Source organism: Dyadobacter sp. NIV53, from assembly GCF_019711195.1.
Taxonomy (GTDB): domain Bacteria; phylum Bacteroidota; class Bacteroidia; order Cytophagales; family Spirosomataceae; genus Dyadobacter.
In genome coordinates this window covers 3,187,216-3,203,696 of record NZ_CP081299.1, presented here as the reverse complement: position 1 = coordinate 3,203,696, position 16,481 = coordinate 3,187,216, and the positions used below count along the sequence as shown (strand labels likewise).

Annotated in this window: 14 protein-coding genes and 1 pseudogene; 8 read left to right on the top strand and 7 right to left on the bottom strand. The window is 39.8% G+C overall.

Translation table 11 applies throughout. The annotated features are described in order from the left end of the window. Nucleotides 1-123: 123 nt before the first annotated feature. Entirely contained in the window at nucleotides 124-1,074 is a 951-nt protein-coding gene (locus KZC02_RS12845) for a glycosyltransferase family 2 protein (protein WP_221394461.1), read from the top strand. Nucleotides 1,075-1,144: 70 nt separating this feature from the next. Further along, nucleotides 1,145-2,023, top strand: coding sequence for a glycosyltransferase family 2 protein (locus KZC02_RS12840; RefSeq protein WP_221394460.1), 879 nt, complete (start codon nucleotides 1,145-1,147; stop codon nucleotides 2,021-2,023). Nucleotides 2,024-2,033: 10 nt separating this feature from the next. Here KZC02_RS12840 and KZC02_RS12835 read toward each other — a convergent pair whose 3' ends face one another. Further along, nucleotides 2,034-2,609, bottom strand: coding sequence for a GNAT family N-acetyltransferase (locus tag KZC02_RS12835; RefSeq protein WP_221394459.1), 576 nt, complete (start codon nucleotides 2,607-2,609; stop codon nucleotides 2,034-2,036). 143 nt (nucleotides 2,610-2,752) lie between these two features. Further along, nucleotides 2,753-3,697: a magnesium/cobalt transporter CorA gene (gene corA, locus KZC02_RS12830; RefSeq protein ID WP_221394458.1), complete on the bottom strand. Its 945-nt coding sequence runs from the start codon at nucleotides 3,695-3,697 to the stop codon at nucleotides 2,753-2,755. Between the two features lie 143 nt (nucleotides 3,698-3,840). On the opposite strand from corA, the pseudogene KZC02_RS33330 reads away from it, so the two are divergent. The 5 genes and pseudogenes from KZC02_RS33330 (at nucleotide 3,841) to KZC02_RS12805 (ending at nucleotide 7,032) form a co-directional block, all read left to right on the top strand. Further along, nucleotides 3,841-4,248: pseudogene (locus KZC02_RS33330) on the top strand (DUF6934 family protein). Between the two features lie 37 nt (nucleotides 4,249-4,285). Then, nucleotides 4,286-4,435 (top strand): hypothetical protein, encoded by a 150-nt coding sequence (locus KZC02_RS12820; protein ID WP_221394456.1) that lies wholly within the window; start codon nucleotides 4,286-4,288, stop codon nucleotides 4,433-4,435. 106 nt (nucleotides 4,436-4,541) lie between these two features. Continuing rightward, the gene (locus tag KZC02_RS12815; RefSeq protein WP_221394455.1) at nucleotides 4,542-5,729 is read left to right on the top strand and encodes an MFS transporter; all 1,188 of its coding nucleotides are present in this window, start codon (nucleotides 4,542-4,544) and stop codon (nucleotides 5,727-5,729) included. Then, a complete protein-coding gene (locus KZC02_RS12810) occupies nucleotides 5,719-6,324 on the top strand; it encodes a YigZ family protein (RefSeq protein WP_221394454.1) in 606 nt (201 codons plus the stop codon). The genes KZC02_RS12815 and KZC02_RS12810 overlap by 11 nt, the downstream gene beginning before the upstream one ends. A gap of 90 nt (nucleotides 6,325-6,414) precedes the next feature. Beyond that, nucleotides 6,415-7,032, top strand: a complete 618-nt coding sequence (locus KZC02_RS12805) for a PIN domain-containing protein (protein ID WP_221394453.1) — start codon at nucleotides 6,415-6,417, stop codon at nucleotides 7,030-7,032. 18 nt (nucleotides 7,033-7,050) lie between these two features. On the opposite strand, the gene KZC02_RS12800 is transcribed toward KZC02_RS12805, so the two are convergent. From KZC02_RS12800 to KZC02_RS12790, 4 genes are all read right to left on the bottom strand, one after another. Then, nucleotides 7,051-7,215 carry a hypothetical protein gene (locus KZC02_RS12800; RefSeq protein ID WP_221394452.1) on the bottom strand — a complete coding sequence of 55 codons (165 nt, stop codon included), beginning with the start codon at nucleotides 7,213-7,215 and terminating at the stop codon, nucleotides 7,051-7,053. A gap of 110 nt (nucleotides 7,216-7,325) precedes the next feature. Then, entirely contained in the window at nucleotides 7,326-9,044 is a 1,719-nt protein-coding gene (locus KZC02_RS12795) for a RagB/SusD family nutrient uptake outer membrane protein (protein ID WP_221394451.1), read from the bottom strand. 72 nt (nucleotides 9,045-9,116) lie between these two features. Further along, complete coding sequence (locus KZC02_RS32915) at nucleotides 9,117-9,782, bottom strand: hypothetical protein (RefSeq protein ID WP_310590437.1); 666 nt, start codon at nucleotides 9,780-9,782, stop codon at nucleotides 9,117-9,119. Continuing rightward, nucleotides 9,736-12,468 carry a SusC/RagA family TonB-linked outer membrane protein gene (locus KZC02_RS12790; RefSeq protein ID WP_310590436.1) on the bottom strand — a complete coding sequence of 911 codons (2,733 nt, stop codon included), beginning with the start codon at nucleotides 12,466-12,468 and terminating at the stop codon, nucleotides 9,736-9,738. The genes KZC02_RS32915 and KZC02_RS12790 overlap by 47 nt, the downstream gene beginning before the upstream one ends. A 325-nt stretch (nucleotides 12,469-12,793) precedes the next feature. Between KZC02_RS12790 and uvrA the strand changes: the two genes are divergently transcribed. After that, nucleotides 12,794-15,646, top strand: coding sequence for an excinuclease ABC subunit UvrA (gene uvrA / locus KZC02_RS12785; protein ID WP_221394450.1), 2,853 nt, complete (start codon nucleotides 12,794-12,796; stop codon nucleotides 15,644-15,646). Nucleotides 15,647-15,770: 124 nt separating this feature from the next. On the opposite strand, the gene KZC02_RS12780 is transcribed toward uvrA, so the two are convergent. Then, the gene (locus tag KZC02_RS12780; protein WP_221394449.1) at nucleotides 15,771-16,370 is read right to left on the bottom strand and encodes a thymidine kinase; all 600 of its coding nucleotides are present in this window, start codon (nucleotides 16,368-16,370) and stop codon (nucleotides 15,771-15,773) included. Nucleotides 16,371-16,481 lie beyond the last annotated feature (111 nt).

Genomic DNA, 16,481 nt, shown 5'->3' with positions numbered 1-16,481 from the left:
GTTCAGGTTTGAAGGATAACAAATCTACATGCTTTGAACTACAATCTCAAATAGAAATCAATCTTGTTTAGAAAAATTCTTACGTATAATAAATAATATTATAATTTAATTCTAATCTTTAAAATGATTGTCCAGGCTAAAGAATCCTTACAATTGCAGCTTGTATCAATCGTTGTGGCAACATACAACGGAGAGCGGTTTCTGCGTGAACAACTAGACAGTATTGTTAATCAGACATATCCGAATCTGGAAATTGTCATTGTAGACGACGCATCAAATGACGGTACAATTGCAATACTGGAACGGTATGCTGCATCCTACCCAAATATCTGTGTTTATAAGGCGGAGAAAAATTTGGGCTATATTAAAAATTTTCAAAAGGGCCTGTTGCTTTGTAAGGGAGACTATATCGCATTGAGCGATCAGGATGATATATGGCTTCCGGAAAAAATAAGTATCCTCATGAAAGAAAAAGGTGAACATGCAATGGTCTATTGTAATTCAGAGCTGATAGGTGCAGATGGGGAAAGTTTGGGAATAAAACTGACGGATCTTAAAAATTTACTGGATTTCTGGACGCCATTAAATTATGTGGTTGGAGGCACGGCTTCGGGGCATGCGATGCTCGTAAAAAGAGAAGTGATAGAACAGAGTTTGCCATTGCCCGTGATTGTTACGCACGACTATTGGATTGGGTTTGTATCTACGCTTTTTAGCCCGATAAAATTTGTTGATGAAGTTTTGGTTTTGTACCGGCAGCATGGTGGAAATGTAATAGGTGTTAATTCTGGTGGTACCAAAGCAACCCGGAAGAAAAAAATAACAAAGGAGAGCCGCAACGAAATAATCAGAGAGCGGATGAAAATGATGTATGAAAAATGTCCGGACAGTTTGCCGGAGATAAAAAAAGTTTTTTATTCATTACACAAAAGCTATCAGAATTTTTCTTTGCGTCATAACTTTACGAGAATGATAATTTTTTTCAGGTATAGGAAAGAAATCACGGCCTATAAAAAACGTAAAGAATTACGCAGGTGGTTATTTTGCATGAAAATGTTTTTTAAAATAGAATAATGTTTTAATATGGAAATCGCAGATAGCTGTAAAATTCTGTTATTACATACTGATTAAAGGTAACCCGCTGATGATTGAAGAAAAAGTAACCAGGTCACGTAAAAAAAATGACTATCTGTTTTCAATACTGATTCCTTCGTGGAATAATCTGGCGTACCTTAAACTATGTATTTCAAGTATCAGGAAAAATTCGAGTTTCAAACACCAGATCATTGTACATGTAAACGAAGGCATTGATGGCACACTGGAATGGGTGAAGGAACAGGAAGACATTGATTACTCTTCAAGTAAGCAGAATATCGGGGTATGTTATGCACTGAACACGTCTGCTACACTGGCAGTTACTGATTACATTTTGTATTTAAATGATGATATGTATGTATGCCCGGACTGGGATAAAAATATATATGAGGAAATAAAAAATATAGGTCACAATCAGTTTTTTATTTCCGGAACCGCCATTGAAGCTTTTCCGCAAAGCAGCTGCTCGATCAAAGGAGATTTCGGATGTGATACTTCTTCGTTTCAGGAAGACAGGTTGCTTAAAGAATTTAATAAATTGCCGATGCAGGATTGGCAGGGAGCAACCTGGCCGCCTAATGTAGTGCATAAAGATGTTTGGGATACAATAGGTGGTTATAGTATTGAATTTTCACCGGGAATGTATTCAGACCCGGATTTTTCCATGAAATTATGGAAAATGGGAATCCGGATTTTTAAGGGTGTCAGTGAAAGCCGTGTGTATCATTTCGGTTCAACATCGGTGAAACGGGTTAAAAAAAATAATGGTTACTATACATTTATCAACAAATGGGGTTTGACCTCAGGTACCTTTTCCAGATATTACCTGAAAAAAGGAAAAGTTTATGATGGCCCTTTAAGCGAACTGGATATTCCATTGCCAATACGCTTAAAGAATCTTGTTAAAAGGATAAGAGGTACTTTTTAGTTTTTTGATCTTAAAATTCCCAGACAACTACATTCCATTCGTCTACATGATCCAGATGGGTATGTATTGTTTCAAAACCAACACGTTCGTGAGCACGCTGGGATCTTGTATTTGATGTTGAAATTTCTGTGATACACAGGTCATATTCAGTACTGTAAACTTCTTTATGCTTCTGATACAGCTGATCAAAAACGCCTTGTCCGCGAAAATTGACATCAACACAAACCTGCCCCATAATGTAATACCGGTAAGCTGGCAGCTTTACAGAATGCCAGTTTAATCCTTCCAGTAAGGTAAACATCGGTTGCAGATCAGAAATTAGTTTTCCCAATTCCGGAAGCATGCCCAATGCAAATGCAACGATCCGGCCATTTGCTCTGGCAACGATCTGAGGCGTACTTTGCTGCATTAGTATTAATTCTTCAATCTTGTGATTGACCGTCAGAAAGCCCTGTTCTTTTTTAGTTTCATCAGAAATTTCATTCTTTAAATTCAATTTTTGAAGACTGAGAATCTGGTGTAAATCTTCTTCGGTACGTGCAATGTCAAATTGTATAGCTTGTTGATCCGGAATAATCGTATTCATGTATAACTGAAATAATAGTAATCTAATTTAGCCCAACGTAATTCAAAAAGGCAATTTTTGTTACGGATTGTTCACCATTAAGGGTTTTGCGCCCATTGCGAAATCCTTAGCGTCTATTGCGTTAAAAATCTTTATTTAAACTTTTAAATCCAGCGCTTCCTCCTGAAAAACCAAAGTACTACCAGTGAGGACAAAAGCATGAGCAAAAGCGAAACCCAGAATCCCCATGGTTCACCGGTGGAGGGAATATGATTGTAATTCATACCAAAAATTCCTGCAATGAGCGTTGGCGGCATGAAGATAATTGTTACTACGGTAAATATCTTAATTACCTGGCTTTGTTCCAGATTGATCAGACCCATAAAAGTGTTCTGAAGATATTCGAGCCGCTCAAAGTTAAACGTTGTGTATTCCAGCAGTGAACTAATGTCTTTCAGAATAATTCTTAAATGTTCTTTTCTGTCTTCCGGAAAGTATTGGCTACGTAAAATGCCTGAGAGCACACGTTGTTTGTCAATACTTGTTTCCCGCAGCATCATCGTTATTTCCTGCAGACCACTGATACGGATCAGTACTTCCTGCCTTGCCCTTTGCTCATGATTGAGGTCCTTACTGATAGCTGAAATATCCTTTGAAATTGCCTCCAGTGAATCCGCATCTGCTTCAATCCGCGTTTCCAGAAGTAAAAGCATAAAGTCGACTCCATTGTGAAAGGTATCAGGACTTACTTTCATCTTTTTTACTGCATCAGCAAAAGTTTTGGAATCACCACGGCGGTAAGTAAAAAGGACATTTTTATTAAGAATAAATGAAACCGGATAAGTTTCATACCCACTCTGATCAATTTTCAGAAAGTTGGAGTTTGCATTTATAGTATCATTCTGCTCAAAAAAACGTGAACTGCTTTCAATCTCTACAATTTCCTGTGGTGTTTGAAAACTGATATCACATTTGTTTTCCACCCATTCTTCTTCTTCGGCAGAAGGCGACTGTAAATCAACCCAAACCAGATTTTTTACCTTGCCAAGTTCCCGAATGTCATTTTCACGTTTGATCAAACGCCCTTCTTTATAAAATATACGTACCATTTTTTAAAATTAAGGGAAAGAAAGGTTTCACGCAAAGCGGAAAAGAAAAAAGGCAAAGTAAGCAGACAATGTTACTAGTTATTTAATAAACCTACTACTCCTATGTTTTGAATTTGTAATTTTACACAAAACACACACATTTAGTGAAGCAAAAATTTTATCCATATAAAACTTCTGGTGATTATCTCACTTTTACTTTTGAAAGTATTTCTAATGGACGTAAAATCCGTAAAGCAATTGAATATGTTCCAATAAATGAAAATATTTATAATTTAGCTTTTGGAGATATTGACGAAAATGGATTGCTAAATGATCTGTCTGTAAGTGGAAATCAGGACATGGAATAAGTATTAGCCACTGTTATACAAACGGTTCTGGTGTTTTTTGAACTAAATAATAATAAAGCGTTGTTTTTCAGCGGAAGTACTCCTTCGCGAACCCGGCTTTATCAAATTATTATTAGTAAGGAAATAGAAAATTGGAAAGAACAATTTCTGATTCAAGGTATATATGATAATGAAGTAGAGGTATTTAGCAAGAATACCAATTAAGAAGCATTTATTATGACTTTAAAATAATGTTAAACTTATGAAATCAATAGGGAAAAAGATAACGAATACTTTTGAAATAAAAGTTGATCGGGATATAAAAAGCCATAGTTCAGATCCTTTTGTGCTTAAAAAATTAGAAGAAGCGAAAAAAGTTTTGAAAGGTTTAAAAAATAAAACCTCATACTGATAATACAGGTGATATTAGAGGATGAAGAGTGATTTTTTTATGCCATCCTTCTAAAATCTTTTCTGCTCTGCACGAAACCTTTCTTTCTTTTATCTAATTTTGCGTAATGCAAAATACTTCTTCTCAAGGAATATTCACAACACAATTCTGGTTACTGGGCCTGAGTTCATTTTTGTTCTCTTCAAGTTTTAATATGCTCATTCCGGAACTTCCAAGCTATTTATCTGCTATGGGAGGTGCGGAGTATAAAGGATATATTATTGGTTTATTCACATTGACTGCCGGTTTATCGCGCCCTTTCAGCGGCCGGCTTACGGATCGTATCGGACGAGTACCGGTTATGGCAGTTGGCTCGATTGTATGTTTCGTCTGCGGTTTTTTATATCCGGTTTTTACAACAGTCATGCCATTTTTGTTATTGCGGCTGGTTCATGGCTTTTCAACAGGATTTAAACCAACCGGTACTTCTGCTTATGTTGCAGATATTGTCCCGGCCAACCGGCGTGGGGAAGCAATGGGTATTCATGGTATGTGTATGGGCTTGGGATCCGCTTTTGGCCCTGCTGTCGGGAGTATGATCAGCCAGTCCTTTTCACTGAATGCGCTCTTTTATACATCTTCCATGTTTGCACTGCTTTCTATTGTGATCTTGCTGAACATGAAAGAAACACTGAAAGTAAAAGAGCCTTTGTCTATTAAAGCATTTCAAATCACCTGGCGTGATATCTTTGAACCGGATGTGTTCAATCCTGCATTTGTTACTTTTCTGGCATATTTCGGTTATGGTGCAGTAGTTACACTTGTACCTGATTTCAGCGGATATGTCGGTTTGCAGAACCGTGGGGTGTATTTCATGGTATTTACTTTGTTTTCTATTCTGATTCGCCTTGCTGCTGGTAAAATATCTGATAAGCATGGCCGGATTCCGGTTACTATTGCGGGATGTTCCATACTGATTCTGGCTTTGATCATTACCGGATATGCCAGTTCTGTTACCACGTTTTTGATAGGAGCCGCGTTCTTTGGGGCATCAATGGGCATACTTTCGCCTGTACTCTCAGCCTGGACGGTTGATTTAAGTGGAGACCTTAACCGTGGCCGGGCTTTGGCTACCATGTTTATTTGTCTGGAAGCAGGAATTGGACTGGGAGCATTTTTATCAGCAGCGCTTTTTGCAAATAAAAGAGAAAACTTACCATTTGTATTTCTTTGTATGGCCGGTTTTGCAGGAGCAGCCCTGATCTATTCAATTTTTATACAACAATACAAAAAACGGCCAACACGTGTTATTTGACGATAGTTACAAAACCATTAACCGGTTGGCAGAAGGTTTTTTTAAGGATAAAGGGAGCAAATTTATTTCCTATGCCTATCCTTTACCCAGCGAAAATGATGCTAAAATTTTTCTTGCAGAACTTCGTGAACTGCATCCGAAAGCGGTTCATCATTGTTATGCATACCGGTTAGGCCTGGACAGAATGAGTTATAGAATGAGCGATGATGGTGAACCTTCCGGAACTGCCGGACGACCGATTCTGAATACACTTTATTCCAGGGATATTACCAACATTCTGGTTGTAGTCGTACGTTATTTTGGAGGAACATTATTGGGTGTTCCGGGTTTGATCAATGCATATAAAACGGCAACAGAAAGCGCACTCGACGAAGCTGAAATTATTACCTGCCATTTGACTCAGTTTTATGAACTCGTGTTTTCATACATCCGGATGAATGATGTCATGCGGATTGTGAAAGAAATGGAATTGCCTGTTACTGAACAGCAATTCGAAATGCAATGCCGGATGATTGTGGAGGTAAGGACTACCTTGGTTGAGCGGTTTGTTACAAGGTGTGAAAAAGTGGAAGGGCTGGTGATGAAGCTGATATAAATAATGACCCCGCATTTCGTGTAACAAAAATTTCTCTAATTCTTTCGTAACTTCACTTGTCAATTAATACAAATTAATTTTGTTTGTGCTATGTATACTCAAACCATTATTCCTGATTCTCCATCCGTAACAATCCAGTTGCCAGATAGTTATGTAGGTCAGGAAGTAAGATTAATTGCTATAGTAGAAAAAAAGGAACTAAGTCTAAGGATATCAGTGATAAAGTGGAAAAGATTAGAAAAAAATATTCAGTTTATCCACGTATCGATCTATCAGATTTTTCTTTTAATCGTGATGATGCAAATGATTTTAGTTAATTCTTTTATTGACTCCAATATAATTCTTTATTTATTGGATAAAGACAATAGTAAAAAAGAGATTGCGGAAAAAATAATGGCAGGCTCACCATTTCTTAATGCACAGGTACTTGTGGAAGTAGGAAACGTTTGTAAACGAAAGTTCAGCTATTCGAAAATTGATGTTTTAAACATTTGGTCTGACCTTATTAATGATAGTATTTTTGTGAATATTGAAGAAACCACAATGAAATATGCAATTGAATTAATCAAAAGATACGATTTTCAACTTTTTGACTCTATAATTGTAGCATCTGCATTAGAATCAAATTGTGCTCTGTTGTTTTCTGAAGATATGCAACATGGAATGGTTGTAGAGGAAAGACTTACTATTATTAATCCATTTAAATGAAATTTCACTTTTTCCCACCTACTCATTCTCCTTCAGCATTCGGATAAAATCGTCGTCATACTCCTTGATTGCTTTTAGAAGTTCCTGTAATTCCCTGTCTTCCGGACTGCCCTTTTTTGCACCAAAAATTTCATCTGCTCTTTCCTGAGCTTTTTCGTATTCTGTTTCGTTTTTGATTGTCATTTTTCTTACCGATTTTATTTTTGTCAATATTTCTTCAAAGATATTTTATTATGAAAGAAGCAACAAAAAAACCGGCTGTTTCGAGCCGGTTTTTTTGTACTGATTAAAAATTAATACCCGTTATTCTGGGTTAAAGTTGCTTTTCCTGCTACCTGGCTGTTTAGGATCTCCTGTTGCGGAATCGGGAAATATTCATGTTTCCCTTTTACAAACTGGGATCCTTTGAGGTAAGAACGTTTGTTCCCTTCCACGGTGTAGTAGGCATTCATTGTTTCTGCTGCAACACCCCAGCGTACAAGGTCAAAACGGCGGTTACCTTCCATTCCAAGTTCCAGGCGCTCTTCAAATCTTACGGCTTTGCGGGCATAAGCCTGATCTGTCCACGCTGTCGGATATTCTTTAATTATATAATTTGCTGCGGCTGTCCCATCTGCATTTTTTACAAAACCTTCAGGTTTGGCAGCTCTTGCGCGGATCTGGTTAATATAGCCACGTGCTTTTTCCAGGCTTCCGGTTTCAGTCTCTATTTCAGCAAGCCATAACAGAACCTGTGCATAACGGATAAGACGGAAGTTGTTTGCATTCAAACGGTTGTTGGAAGCAAACGACGGATCAGATTTATGAGAAACGTGTTTCTTTGGAGAATAAGGACCTCCGTAAGTCTGGTCACGGACATAAGCTTTACCCGGATGAACACCCCAGTCAAGATATGGAATTCCACGGCGTCCAACTGTCCAGTCCAAACGCGGATCAAGATTTCCAGTGTACGGTGTAAACGGAGCTGTTGATTCGATTCCCTGGTCATTAGGCAGATCGGTATCGTTGAAAGTATCAAGCAAAGGCAGTCCGTTTGCATCTGTTTTAAATGAATTCGCCAGATTAACAGAAGGCTGGAAAAATCCGCAGCAGGTGGTAAATGCACCACCACCATAAGGATAGTTTAGTGTTGAACCAATATTGCCATTTTCGCCACCAGCAGCACCATCATTTACAGAATACTGAACCTCAAAAATAGATTCCGCATTATTGTTGGTTGACGCCTGGAAATTGTCATGGTATTTATCAACCAATCTGTATTTTCCGCTTGCCACAATTGCTTCAAGAATCGGCTTTGCTTCTGCATATTTCTTTTGGAAGATATACACTTTTGCCAGCAATGCCCCTGCTGCCCATTTGGTAGGGCGGCCAGGCTGAGACTGAGAAGTTGGAAGTACGTCATAAGCAGCTTTTAAATCCTCTTCGATTTTAGGATAAATATCTGCTGTGTTAGGGATTTTGGTACTTTCCAGATTATTCGGATCATAGATCGTTTCATCAATATAAGGTACCATATTGAACATTTTCTTTAATTCAAAATGATAATGTCCGCGTAAGAAACGAGCCTCTGCCACAACTTCCGCACGTTCAGCATCGGTAAAATCAGTTGCCTTAGCCAGATTTTGCAGCACATCATTGGTGCGTGCAATACCGTCGTACATTCCTCTCCATTTTCCACGGAAATAAATATTGTCAGCAGCAATGTTTCCCTGTTCAATTTGGGAAATAGGTGGCTGGTCACCAGCATTGGTTCCTTTGTAGGCATCATCAGAAGCCACACTTCCATAAACCCAGTTATCAGCACCAACGTTATAAGATCTGTAAGCACCTTCGGCAGTTGCCCATCCGTCCAGCAATGCATAAGAGCCAATAAGCAATGCGTTCACACCTACTTTGTTTTGAAGTGTAGTGGAAACCAGTGCTGCTTTGGGCGTTACTTCCAAAAATGAATCAGAGCATGAGCTGAGAATCCCCAGCACGATGGATGATAGTATAATGGCAATTTTTTTCATCTTTTTGAAAAATTAAAATTTCAGTTACTTGGAATACTTTAAAAAGTGATTCTGTTTAATAGGACTATGTAATTAGAAACTGATGTTCAGACCCACGATATATTGTTTCGAAGCCGGATAAGAACCACCATCCACACCAATTTGTCTGTCGTTACCAGCTCCGTAGTTACGAAGGTTAACTTCCGGATCCATACCTGAATATTTTGTCCAGGTAACCAGGTTTTGTCCCTGAACGTAAATCCGGCAAGGTCCAAGGCCAATTTTAGAAACCAGGGATTTTGGCAACGAATAAGTCAGCTGAATATTTTTGAAACGGAAATATGAACCATTTTCCAGGTAATAATTGGACGGAAGAATACTCACCTGATCGCTTGAATTTAATTGAGGAAGAATAGCATCCGTTTTGCCTGGTTCCCATGATTGGTTCAGCATACGAGTGCTTTTATTACCAAAGAATGTTGGGAAATCTGTCCAGTATTTTGTGTAGTTGAAAATTTCATTACCCTGAACACCTGCACCGAATATTGCCAGGCCAAAACCTTTATAATTAACATTTACATTTAAGCCATAAGTGAAATCTGGGTGCGGGCTTCCAATGATACTTAAATCTTTGGTGTCGATCACACCATCACCGTTTACATCAACGAATTTGAAGCGCCCAGCTCTGTTTTCATTTGAACCCAGGTTATTTTTAGGAGCTTCTTTTGCTTCCAGCATCCGTTTGGAAAATCCCGTCATGTTTGTAGCCGAAGAAAGATGAAATAGGATGGTTCTGTTGTGTTACTACAAAGTTCTGGATACGTTCATCATTGATACCAAAATATTGGGTGTTCGGGTCTCCGTTTGTTCTGGTTACGACGTTACGATAGGTACTGAAATTGGCTCCGATTGTGAAAGTAAGATCACCGTCCAAAGCTTTCCCGTTATAGCTGATACCCAAATCCACACCGCGGTTTCTCATCGATCCGATATTTTGGAATGGAGAAGCAGCAACCCCTGCTGTCAGAGGAGGAGCAACAGGGAAAAGCATATCAGTAGTTGTACGGGTATACCAGTCAAAAGCAACGTCCACTGTTCCTTTAAACAAAGCTGCATCTAATCCTAAGTTAGTAGAAGTCGTAGTTTCCCATTTTGCTTTTGGATTACCAAATTGTGTCAATTCATAACCGGCGGTTGCTGACGTTTTAGCACCATTTATGTCATAAAAAGAAAGGGCAGGGTTCGTAGAATAAAGCGTGTATGGATTTAAATTACCGATTTCCTGATTACCGGTTTGTCCCCATCCCACTCTTACTTTAGCATAAGAAAGCCAGTTTGCTGATGATTTTGCAAAACTTTCATCGGATAGAACCCATCCGGCACTTACAGCCGGGAAATAAGCTACGTTATTCGCAGCAGAGAACCGGGATGACCGGTCACGACGGATGGTTGCATCGAATAAATATCTTCCTGAATAGCTATAGCTTGCTCTTCCGAATTCCGAAGCAAGCTGCCAGTTGGCACCTCCTCCGTTGTTGGTTTGTACACCGGTACCGGCGCTCAAAAAGCGGTTGTCCAATGCATCTACAAGGAAGTTTGTACGGCTTGCATCAAAGTTTTCATAGTTGTTTTTGATGGATTCTGTACCAGCAATAATGTTAAGTTTATGAGCATCTTTCAATACAACATTGTAGGTTAAAGTGTTGTACCATGTCCATGTCCATTCATAGTTATTGGTCGTTGTCAAACTTTGTGTGCTCCTTGCTTCCGCGGATTCAATGTCACGGGGAACATAGTTGCGATAATTATACAAGTTATAATCGATACCAAAACTGGTTTTGGCTGTAAGGTTTTTAAGGATATCTACTTCTGCATAAGCATTACCGAATAATCTTACCTCGTTTTGCTGGTTGTCCTTATTACGGTAAAGCAATGAAACCGGGTTAACCGAATTATCGACATCAGCTCCACGTGTTCCTGCAAAATTTCCTGCTACATCATAAACCGGAACAATCGGAGGAACCCTGTAACCAAAAGATGTTGGGTTACTTTCAGCATTGTTTCCATTGGGCTGGCCAATTCTTGAAGCATATCCAACCTGGAAATTCTGACCGGCTCTGATACGCTTACTGATATTAAATTCAGTATTGGAACGTAAAGTATAGCGTTTAAAGCTCGTATGAATCATTAACCCCTGTTGGTTGAAATAGTTCAATGACATGGCATAACGTCCTGTTTCACTTCCACCGGATACACCAATCTGGTGGTTTTGAATAGGAGCAGGCTGGTAAATTTCTTTCAGCCAGTTGGTTCCTGTCTTATTGGCTTTTGTAATTAACCATTTGGTTTTATTAAAATTAGCAGAGTTTACATCCGTACTATAATTAACATAGGTTCCGTCCGGATTTTGAGCCAATCTTGGGTCAGGTCCAAGTACACCTGTCACTGGATCCTTTACCAGAGCACCTGCCCCTGCGGGGAAAATATAATCAGGAATAACAGGTGTTTCACCATTACCAAACTGGGCATGTTTTGGGTACACCAAAGTGGTACCTGTTGGAAATGCACCATCTACCATTGATGCCTGATTCAGCGTATTGATTCTGGCTTTCCAGGTCAGGTCTGCGTATTGTGGCGTATTCAGCATGTCTAATAACTTGCCTGGGCGCTGTGTACCATAATATGTGTCATAGGTGAAAACAGGTTTGCCGACTTTTCCTCTTTTTGTTGTTATAATAACAACACCATTACCTGCACGTGATCCATAGATAGAAGCCGCAGAAGCATCTTTCAAAATCTGCATGGATTCAATATCATTCAGGTTCAGCGTGTTCAGAGTATTGGATACGCCATTTGCTCCTACACCTTTTGTCGGAACACCATCTACTACATATAAAGGTGAGTTGTCGTTGATGGTACCGAACCCGCGTATACGTACAGAAACACCACCTCCTGGACTGTTTTCGTTACCAATCACAACGCCTGGTACTTTACCCTGCAATGCCTGGCCCAGGTTGGTAGCCGGAGTGGTCAGCAATTGTTTGGAATCCAGCGTTGCAACGGCACCGGTGATTTCTTTCTTGGATTGTGACCCATAACCCGTAACAACGACTTCGCTCAGGCTCTTTACGTCATCAACCAGATTTACATCCAAAACCGATTTGGAGCCGACCAGCAGCTCCTGTTTCCCAAATCCAATGGAAGAGAATACAAGTGTGGCACTATTATCTTTTACAGAGATCGTATACTTTCCATCAGTATCGGTAACGGTACCTGTTGTAGTGCCTTTAACTTGTACATTGACACCGGGCAAACCTATTCCATCTGTGGAAGAAGTTACTTTACCAGTGACCTGCTTTTCCTGTGCATACACAGTGCTGCTCATAAGTATTGCTAAAAGCAATGGAATAGCAGCAGAGAACAGAAAACGTAAATTTTGTTTCATAAAAGGGGGATAGTTAAAATGTAAAATATGTATTAGTTTTTATCAGAATAATATCAAAAATACGAATTGACCACGATAATTAAATACTAATAAGTAATTAATTTGAGAATAAATATTGATATACTAATGGTTACTTGTTTGTATTTTTGTGACTGGTAAGTAATTATCAGTGATTTATGGATATTTCTAAATGCGGATTTTATGCTGATAGAAAAATGCTTTATATGTCGGACAATCACTTGAACTTTTTGCAACTCAACACTTACTTTTGTGGTTATTCAGTAATACTTTGTTCTGATTAAAGCTTCAAACCAATACGACTATTTTGAAACATTTGAATGATAATGAACTTGCAGGGCAGGATCTGATAGAAGTACAGGGCGCCCGCGAGCATAATTTGAAAAATATTGATGTTAATATTCCCCGCAACCAGCTGGTGGTAGTAACAGGAATTAGTGGAAGCGGCAAATCTTCTTTAGCTTTTGATACAATTTATGCTGAAGGCCAGCGGCGTTACATGGAAAGCTTTTCCTCCTATGCCCGGGGATTTATTGGTGAAATGGAGCGCCCTGATGTAGATAAGATCAGCGGGCTTTCGCCGGTAATCAGCATTGAGCAAAAAACAACTTCAAGGAATCCGCGCTCTACGGTTGGTACAGTAACAGAAATCTATGATTTTCTTCGGCTGCTTTATGCACGTGCTGGAGAAGCTTATTCCTATGTTACGGGGCGAAAAATGGTTAAACAATCACAGGATCAGATTGTTAATCAATTGATGACCCAGTTTTTGGGGCAAAAGACAGTGTTGCTTGCCCCGGCTGTAAAAGGCAGGAAGGGACATTACCGTGAGTTGTTTGTACAAATTGCCCGTCTGGGTTATACGAAGGTACGCGTAGATGGAGAAGTACAGGATATAGTCCCAAAAATGCAGCTGGACCGTTACAAGGTTCACGACATTGAGATTGTGATAGACCGGGTTGTTCCCAAGACGGAAGAACAGGATCCACAATCAAGGTACAGGTTAAGCCAGTCAGTTGCTACTGCTATTAAGCAGGGAAAAGGAGCATTAATGATTCTGGATGAAAAAGGTGAAACTTACTATTTTTCCCAAAATCTGATGGATCCTGAATCTGGCATCAGTTATGATGACCCGGCGCCTAATGCTTTTTCTTTTAATTCACCATATGGCTGGTGTCCGACTTGCCAGGGCCTTGGTGTTGTGGAGGAAATAACGGAAGATTCTATCATTCCGGACAAAAAATTAAGTATTACCCATGGTGGTATCGCTCCAATGGGTGAATACCGGGAAGCATGGATTTTTAAGCAGCTGGAAGTTTTGCTGAAACCATTTAAAGTGACCCTTGCAACTCCGCTGGAAAAATTTCCGGAAGAAGCAATCAAGCTGGTTCTTTATGGCAGTGAAGATGCTGTACCAGTTCCTTCAAAAAAATATCCGGGAACAGAATGGGAAACAAAATTTGACGGGATTATTAACTTTTTGAAACGCCAGCAGGAAACAGGAAATGACAAGATACAGGATTGGTTAAAGGATTTTATGACCATACAAACCTGTCCTGAATGTCAGGGAAAACGTTTGAGGAAAGAATCTCTACATTTCAAAGTAGATCAGAAAGATATTGCAGAATTATCCAATAGTGACATTCGCCAGCTATCAGAATGGCTTACGGACCTGGAAGACAGACTGGAAGACAGGCAACGCGTAATTGCTCATGAAGTATTAAAGGAAATTCGTAAACGTGTCGGTTTTCTTTTAGATGTCGGGCTGGATTACCTTACGCTAAACCGTGCATTGCGCACACTTTCGGGTGGTGAAGCGCAGCGGATCAGGCTGGCAACGCAGATTGGCACCCAGCTTACCGGCGTATTGTATATCATGGATGAGCCGAGTATCGGATTACACCAGCGCGATAATGTACGGCTGATCAATTCCTTAAAAAGCTTGCGTGACCTTGGCAATACGATTCTGGTAGTTGAGCATGACAAAGACATGATGCTTGCTTCGGACTATATCCTGGATATAGGGCCAGGTGCAGGCCGCCATGGAGGCCATGTTGTGGGTGCAGGAACACCGGAAGAATTTCTGAAAAACGGATCACTGACAGCTGAATATCTGAGTGGACGGGAAAGTATTGTAATTCCTAAAAAGCGCAGGAAAGGAAATGGAAGCACTATCTCTCTGAAAGGCTGTACAGGGCACAATCTTAAAAATGTGAACATGACGTTTCCATTGGGAACGATGATTTCTGTTACGGGCGTAAGCGGAAGCGGAAAATCTTCATTGATACATGAAACGTTATTTCCATTATTAAACCATTATTTTTATAAATCCAGGCGTGAACCCTTGGCTTATAAAAGTATTGATGGGCTGGAACATATTGATAAAGTAATTGAAGTAGACCAGTCGCCAATTGGGCGTACACCACGTTCTAATCCGGCTACTTATACCAATCTTTTTACTGATATCCGTTCGCTTTTTGCTGAATTACCTGAGGCTAAAATACGTGGTTACAAACCCGGCCGTTTCTCTTTCAATGTAAAAGGCGGAAGATGTGAGGATTGTGAAGGTGCGGGGATGAAAAAAATTGAAATGGATTTTCTGCCGGATGTACATGTGAACTGTGAAACCTGCAAGGGAAAAAGGTTTAACCGGGAAACGCTTGAAGTAAGGTTTAAGGGAAAATCTGTTGCAGATATTCTGGACATGACGGTAGAAACAGCATTGGAGTTCTTTGAAAACCTTCCACGCATTTTAAGAAAAGTACAAACGCTTAATGACGTAGGCCTGGGTTACATTACGTTAGGACAGCATGCTACAACATTGTCGGGCGGCGAAGCACAGCGTGTGAAACTTTCGGAAGAGCTTTCAAAAAGAGATACCGGAAAAACGCTGTATATATTGGATGAGCCAACAACCGGGCTTCATTTTCAGGATATACGGCATTTACTAAACGTATTAAACAAGCTGGTTGAAAAAGGAAATACAGTGCTCATTATTGAGCATAATATGGATGTGATCAAAGTTTCTGATCATATTATAGATATTGGCCCGGAAGGCGGTGCATTGGGAGGCCGGATTATTGCAGAAGGTACACCGGAAAAGGTTTCGAAAGTAAAAGGAAGTTATACCGGATATTTTTTGAAAGAGGAATTGAAGTAAGGATAGCGCGAACGTCCCCGTTCGTGATTTTATTTTAAGGCCTCCGGCCGGTTTTTTGTCCTGAACTGATCAAACCGACCGGAGGCCTCAAAATAAGGGTCACGAACGGGGACGTTCGCGCTATCTATTCACGGTACTTAGCGTTTTCTCCCAGATTAAAACATCTCCTGCAACGCGCTTCATATAAGTCAGTCTGCCCTAATAAAACCCTTTCATTGGAAGATGAAAGGCGATATGAATATGAAGCAATTTCTCCGCAAACCATGCATATAGCATGTACTTTCGTTACGTATTCGGCAATGGACATCAGTTGTGGGATACAGCCAAAAGGTTTTCCAAGATAGTCCATATCCAGACCGGCAATGATTACACGTTTGCCGGAATTGGCCAGGATATTACAAACTTCCACAATATTTTCATCGAAAAACTGGGTTTCATCCAGTCCGACTACTTCGCTATCTCCTGCAAGTTGAATGATCTCCTGAGCAAATGATACCGGAATGGACGGTATAGAATTGTCGTTATGAGAAACAATGTTCTCGGGATGATATCGTTTATCCAGAGCAGGCTTAAAAATTTGTGTTTGCTGCCTTGCAATTTTGGCCCTGTTAAGTCTGCGGATCAATTCTTCTGTTTTTCCGGAGAACATTGAGCCGCAGATCACTTCGATCCAGCCCGTTCGTTGGGTTTGATATTCCTTCCTGTTTAATGGTTCGATGAACATGTGCTCAATATAAATTGATCAATAACTGCCTGAGGTAACAGCCAATTTTATTTATCTTTACAAAGCAAACACAATTTTCTCAAACACGTTCGTTAAAAAGCTCAAATTCGT

Bases quoted from the DNA above. Each gene is read 5' to 3' on its own strand.
- KZC02_RS12780 (WP_221394449.1), bottom strand. From the start codon at position 16,370: ATGTTCATCGAACCATTAAACAGGAAGGAATATCAAACCCAACGAACG.
- KZC02_RS12795 (WP_221394451.1), bottom strand. From the start codon at position 9,044: ATGAAAAAAATTGCCATTATACTATCATCCATCGTGCTGGGGATTCTC.
- KZC02_RS12800 (WP_221394452.1), bottom strand. From the start codon at position 7,215: ATGACAATCAAAAACGAAACAGAATACGAAAAAGCTCAGGAAAGAGCA.
- KZC02_RS12835 (WP_221394459.1), bottom strand. From the start codon at position 2,609: ATGAATACGATTATTCCGGATCAACAAGCTATACAATTTGACATTGCA.
- KZC02_RS12805 (WP_221394453.1), top strand. From the start codon at position 6,415: ATGTATACTCAAACCATTATTCCTGATTCTCCATCCGTAACAATCCAG.
- KZC02_RS32915 (WP_310590437.1), bottom strand. From the start codon at position 9,782: ATGACGGGATTTTCCAAACGGATGCTGGAAGCAAAAGAAGCTCCTAAA.
- KZC02_RS12840 (WP_221394460.1), top strand. From the start codon at position 1,145: ATGATTGAAGAAAAAGTAACCAGGTCACGTAAAAAAAATGACTATCTG.
- KZC02_RS12815 (WP_221394455.1), top strand. From the start codon at position 4,542: ATGCAAAATACTTCTTCTCAAGGAATATTCACAACACAATTCTGGTTA.
- KZC02_RS12820 (WP_221394456.1), top strand. From the start codon at position 4,286: ATGAAATCAATAGGGAAAAAGATAACGAATACTTTTGAAATAAAAGTT.
- KZC02_RS12790 (WP_310590436.1), bottom strand. From the start codon at position 12,468: ATGAAACAAAATTTACGTTTTCTGTTCTCTGCTGCTATTCCATTGCTT.
- corA (WP_221394458.1), bottom strand. From the start codon at position 3,697: ATGGTACGTATATTTTATAAAGAAGGGCGTTTGATCAAACGTGAAAAT.
- KZC02_RS12845 (WP_221394461.1), top strand. From the start codon at position 124: ATGATTGTCCAGGCTAAAGAATCCTTACAATTGCAGCTTGTATCAATC.